We start from the raw sequence: 5513 nt of genomic DNA on the forward strand, positions 1-5513 counted from the left end.
AATACCATGAAAAATATCAACCACACCAGAAGCAGCATCAGTGACGACATTAGAAATATCCTTTGCAGTAGCGCCAATATGAGAAGAGCCATACCGCTGATTCTGCGTTTGCTGATGAACTAAGTCAACCTCAGCACTAACCTTGCGAGTCATTTCTTTGATTTGGTCATTGGTAAAATACTGACCAGCCGTTTGAGCTTGAGTAAGCATTTGGCGCATAATCTCGGAAACCTGCTGTTGCTTGGAAAGATTGGTGTTTTCCATAATAGACGCAACGCGAGCAGTAGACTCCTTCTGTTGATAAGCAAGCATCTCATTTTGTGCATATACCTGGTCTTTCGTATTCTGGCGTGAAGTCGCCGACTGAATGCCAGCAATCTCTTTTTGAGTCTCATTTTGCATCTCGGCAATCTCTTTCTGATTGTCCAGTTGCATTTTAGTAAGCTCTTTTTGATTCTCAAATCCGGCGTCAACCATACCAGCAGAGGAAGCATCAGCACCAGCACGCTCCCAAGCATTAAGCTCAGGAAATGCAGCAGCAAGATAATCACGAGTATCCTTTCCTTTATCAGCGGCAGACTTGCCACCAAGTCCAACCAAATCAAGCAACTTATCAGAAACGGCAGAAGTGCCAGCCTGCAACGTACCTTCAAGAAGTCCTTTACCAGCTTTAGCCATAGCACCAGAAACAAAACTAGGGACGGCCTCATCAGGGTTAGGAACATTAGAGCCTTGAATGGCAGATTTAATACCAGCATCACCCATGCCTACAGTATTGTTATCGGTAGCAAGCACATCACCTTGAATGCCACCGGAGGCGGCTTTTTGACCGCCTCCAAACAATTTAGACATGGCGCCACCAGCAAGAGCAGAAGCAATACCGCCAGCAATAGCACCAAACATAAATCACCTCACTTAAGTGGCTGGAGACAAATAATCTCTTTAATAACCTGATTCAGCGAAACCAATCCGCGGCATTTAGTAGCGGTAAAGTTAGACCAAACCATGAAACCAACATAAACATTATTGCCCGGCGTACGGGGAAGGACGTCAATAGTCACACAGTCCTTGACGGTATAATAACCACCATCATGGCGACCATCCAAAGGATAAACATCATAGGCAGTCGGGAGGGTAGTCGGAACCGAAGAAGACTCAAAGCGAACCAAACAGGCAAAAAATTTAGGGTCGGCATCAAAAGCAATATCAGCACCAACAGAAACAACCTGATTAGCGGCGTTGACAGATGTATCCATCTGAATGCAATGAAGAAAACCACCATTACCAGCATTAACCGTCAAACTATCAAAATATAACGTTGACGATGTAGCTTTAGGTGTCTGTAAAACAGGTGCCGAAGAAGCTGGAGTAACAGAAGTGAGAACCAGCTTATCAGAAAAAAAGTTTGAATTATGGCGAGAAATAAAAGTCTGAAACATGATTAAACTCCTAAGCAGAAAACCTACCGCGCTTCGCTTGGTCAACCCCTCAGCGGCAAAAATTAAAATTTTTACCGCTTCGGCGTTATAACCTCACACTCAATCTTTTATCACGAAGTCATGATTGAATCGCGAGTGGTCGGCAGATTGCGATAAACGGTCACATTAAATTTAACCTGACTATTCCACTGCAACAACTGAACGGACTGGAAACACTGGTCATAATCATGGTGGCGAATAAGTACGCGTTCTTGCAAATCACCAGAAGGCGGTTCCTGAATGAATGGGAAGCCTTCAAGAAGGTGATAAGCAGGAGAAACATACGAAGGCGCATAACGATACCACTGACCCTCAGCAATCTTAAACTTCTTAGACGAATCACCAGAACGGAAAACATCCTTCATAGAAATTTCACGCGGCGGCAAGTTGCCATACAAAACAGGGTCGCCAGCAATATCGGTATAAGTCAAAGCACCTTTAGCGTTAAGGTACTGAATCTCTTTAGTCGCAGTAGGCGGAAAACGAACAAGCGCAAGAGTAAACATAGTGCCATGCTCAGGAACAAAGAAACGCGGCACAGAATGTTTATAGGTCTGTTGAACACGACCAGAAAACTGGCCTAACGACGTTTGGTCAGTTCCATCAACATCATAGCCAGATGCCCAGAGATTAGAGCGCATGACAAGTAAAGGACGGTTGTCAGCGTCATAAGAGGTTTTACCTCCAAATGAAGAAATAACATCATGGTAACGCTGCATGAAGTAATCACGTTCTTGGTCAGTATGCAAATTAGCATAAGCAGCTTGCAGACCCATAATGTCAATAGATGTGGTAGAAGTCGTCATTTGGCGAGAAAGCTCAGTCTCAGGAGGAAGCGGAGCAGTCCAAATGTTTTTGAGATGGCAGCAACGGAAACCATAACGAGCATCATCTTGATTAAGCTCATTAGGGTTAGCCTCGGTACGGTCAGGCATCCACGGCGCTTTAAAATAGTTGTTATAGATATTCAAATAACCCTGAAACAAATGCTTAGGGATTTTATTGGTATCAGGGTTAATCGTGCCAAGAAAAGCGGCATGGTCAATATAACCAGTAGTGTTAACAGTCGGGAGAGGAGTGGCATTAACACCATCCTTCATGAACTTAATCCACTGTTCACCATAAACGTGACGATGAGGGACATAAAAAGTAAAAATGTCTACAGTAGAGTCAATAGCAAGGCCACGACGCAATGGAGAAAGACGGAGAGCGCCAACGGCGTCCATCTCGAAGGAGTCGCCAGCGATAACCGGAGTAGTTGAAATGGTAATAAGACGACCAATCTGACCAGCAAGGAAGCCAAGATGGGAAAGGTCATGCGGCATACGCTCGGCGCCAGTTTGAATATTAGACATAATTTATCCTCAAGTAAGGGGCCGAAGCCCCTGCAATTAAAATTGTTGACCACCTACATACCAAAGACGAGCGCCTTTACGCTTGCCTTTAGTACCTCGCAACGGCTGCGGACGACCAGGGCGAGCGCCAGAACGTTTTTTACCTTTAGACATTACATCACTCCTTCTGCACGTAATTTTTGACGCACGTTTTCTTCTGCGTCAGTAAGAACGTCAGTGTTTCCTGCGCGTACACGCAAGGTAAACGCGAACAATTCAGCGGCTTTAACCGGACGCTCGACGCCATTAATAATGTTTTCCGTAAATTCAGCGCCTTCCATGATGAGACAGGCCGTTTGAATGTTGACGGGATGAACATAATAAGCAATGACGGCAGCAATAAACTCAACAGGAGCAGGAAAGCGAGGGTATCCTACAAAGTCCAGCGTACCATAAACGCAAGCCTCAACGCAGCGACGAGCACGAGAGCGGTCAGTAGCAATCCAAACTTTGTTACTCGTCAGAAAATCGAAATCATCTTCGGTTAAATCCAAAACGGCAGAAGCCTGAATGAGCTTAATAGAGGCCAAAGCGGTCTGGAAACGTACGGATTGTTCAGTAACTTGACTCATGATTTCTTACCTATTAGTGGTTGAACAGCATCGGACTCAGATAGTAATCCACGCTCTTTTAAAATGTCAACAAGAGAATCTCTACCATGAACAAAATGTGACTCATATCTAAACCAGTCCTTGACGAACGTGCCAAGCATATTAAGCCACTTCTCCTCATCCAACGCGTCAGTTTTTGACAGAATCGTTAGTTGATGGCGAAAGGTCGCAAAGTAAGAGCTTCTCGAGCTGCGCAAGGATAGGTCGAATTTTCTCATTTTCCGCCAGCAGTCCACTTCGATTTAATTCGTAAACAAGCAGTAGTAATTCCTGCTTTATCAAGATAATTTTTCGACTCATCAGAAATATCCGAAAGTGTTAACTTCTGCGTCATGGAAGCGATAAAACTCTGCAGGTTGGATACGCCAATCATTTTTATCGAAGCGCGCATAAATTTGAGCAGATTTGTCGTCACAGGTTGCGCCGCCAAAACGTCGGCTACAGTAACTTTTCCCAGCCTCAATCTCATCTCTCTTTTTGCGTTCTGCTTCAATATCTGGTTGAACGGCGTCGCGTCGTAACCCAGCTTGGTAAGTTGGATTAAGCACTCCGTGGACAGATTTGTCATTGTGAGCATTTTCATCCCGAAGTTGCGGCTCATTCTGATTCTGAACAGCTTCTTGGGAAGTAGCGACAGCTTGGTTTTTAGTGAGTTGTTCCATTCTTTAGCTCCTAGACCTTTAGCAGCAAGGTCCATATCTGACTTTTTGTTAACGTATTTAGCCACATAGAAACCAACAGCCATATAACTGGTAGCTTTAAGCGGCTCACCTTTAGCATCAACAGGCCACAACCAACCAGAACGTGAAAAAGCGTCCTGCGTGTAGCGAACTGCGATGGGCATACTGTAACCATAAGGCCACGTATTTTGCAAGCTATTTAACTGGCGGCGATTGCGTACCCGACGACCAAAATTAGGGTCAACGCTACCTGTAGGAAGTGTCCGCATAAAGTGCACCGCATGGAAATGAAGACGGCCATTAGCTGTACCATACTCAGGCACACAAAAATACTGATAGCAGTCGGCGTGTGAATCATTAGCCTTGCGACCCTCGGCAGCAAGAACCATACGACCAATATCACGAAAATAGTCACGCAAAGCATTGGGATTATCATAAAACGCCTCTAATCGGTCGTCAGCCAACGTGAGAGTGTCAAAAACGATAAACCAACCATCAGCATGAGCCTGTCGCATTGCATTCATCAAACGCTGAATAGCAAAGCCTCTACGCGATTTCATAGTGGAGGCCTCCAGCAATCTTGAACACTCATCCTTAATACCTTTCTTTTTGGGGTAATTATACTCATCGCGAATATCCTTAAGAGGGCGTTCAGCAGCCAGCTTGCGGCAAAACTGCGTAACCGTCTTCTCGTTCTCTAAAAACCATTTTTCGTCCCCTTCGGGGCGGTGGTCTATAGTGTTATTAATATCAAGTTGGGGGAGCACATTGTAGCATTGTGCCAATTCATCCATTAACTTCTCAGTAACAGATACAAACTCATCACGAACGTCAGAAGCAGCCTTATGGCCGTCAACATACATATCACCATTATCGAACTCAACGCCCTGCATACGAAAAGACAGAATCTCTTCCAAGAGCTTGATGCGGTTATCCATCTGCTTATGGAAGCCAAGCATTGGGGATTGAGAAAGAGTAGAAATGCCACAAGCCTCAATAGCAGGTTTAAGAGCCTCGATACGCTCAAAGTCAAAATAATCAGCGTGACATTCAGAAGGGTAATAAGAACGAACCATAAAAAAGCCTCCAAGATTTGGAGGCATGAAAACATACAATTGGGAGGGTGTCAATCCTGACGGTTATTTCCTAGACAAATTAGAGCCAATACCATCAGCTTTACCGTCTTTCCAGAAATTGTTCCAAGTATCGGCAACAGCTTTATCAATACCATGAAAAATATCAACCACACCAGAAGCAGCATCAGTGACGACATTAGAAATATCCTTTGCAGTAGCGCCAATATGAGAAGAGCCATACCGCTGATTCTGCGTTTGCTGATGAACTAAGTCA

The 5513-nt window shown here is 44.6% G+C and carries 9 protein-coding genes; all 9 read right to left on the reverse strand.

What is annotated here, in order from left to right; translation table 11 throughout:
* Positions 1 to 903, reverse strand: a 903-nt coding sequence (locus MAQ5080_RS17790) for a hypothetical protein (RefSeq protein ID WP_067332990.1), incomplete at its 3' end; no start/stop codon positions are given.
* A gap of 8 nt (positions 904 to 911) precedes the next feature.
* Positions 912 to 1439, reverse strand: coding sequence for a hypothetical protein (locus MAQ5080_RS17795; protein ID WP_000487867.1), 528 nt, complete (start codon positions 1437 to 1439; stop codon positions 912 to 914).
* A 110-nt stretch (positions 1440 to 1549) separates the two neighbouring features.
* Entirely contained in the window at positions 1550 to 2833 is a 1284-nt protein-coding gene (locus MAQ5080_RS17800) for a major capsid protein (RefSeq protein WP_000065572.1), read from the reverse strand.
* 36 nt (positions 2834 to 2869) lie between these two features.
* The gene (locus MAQ5080_RS17805) at positions 2870 to 2986 is read right to left on the reverse strand and encodes a phage DNA packaging protein J (protein WP_000033471.1); all 117 of its coding nucleotides are present in this window, start codon (positions 2984 to 2986) and stop codon (positions 2870 to 2872) included.
* Complete coding sequence (locus tag MAQ5080_RS17810) at positions 2986 to 3444, reverse strand: scaffolding protein D (RefSeq protein WP_000084700.1); 459 nt, start codon at positions 3442 to 3444, stop codon at positions 2986 to 2988. Before MAQ5080_RS17810 ends, MAQ5080_RS17805 begins: the two co-directional genes overlap by 1 nt.
* Entirely contained in the window at positions 3441 to 3680 is a 240-nt protein-coding gene (locus tag MAQ5080_RS17815; protein WP_016670801.1) for a phage DNA packaging protein C, read from the reverse strand. Before MAQ5080_RS17815 ends, MAQ5080_RS17810 begins: the two co-directional genes overlap by 4 nt.
* Positions 3613 to 3765, reverse strand: coding sequence for a hypothetical protein (locus tag MAQ5080_RS17820; RefSeq protein WP_435988044.1), 153 nt, complete (start codon positions 3763 to 3765; stop codon positions 3613 to 3615). Before MAQ5080_RS17820 ends, MAQ5080_RS17815 begins: the two co-directional genes overlap by 68 nt.
* Entirely contained in the window at positions 3698 to 5239 is a 1542-nt protein-coding gene (locus MAQ5080_RS17825; RefSeq protein ID WP_000252566.1) for a replication endonuclease, read from the reverse strand. The genes MAQ5080_RS17820 and MAQ5080_RS17825 overlap by 68 nt, the downstream gene beginning before the upstream one ends.
* Before the next feature lie 63 nt (positions 5240 to 5302).
* Positions 5303 to 5513, reverse strand: a 211-nt coding sequence (locus tag MAQ5080_RS17830) for a hypothetical protein (protein ID WP_000112168.1), incomplete at its 5' end; no start/stop codon positions are given.

The sequence above is a fragment of the Marinomonas aquimarina genome (genome assembly GCF_900089755.1).
Classification (GTDB): Bacteria; Pseudomonadota; Gammaproteobacteria; order Pseudomonadales; family Marinomonadaceae; genus Marinomonas; species Marinomonas aquimarina.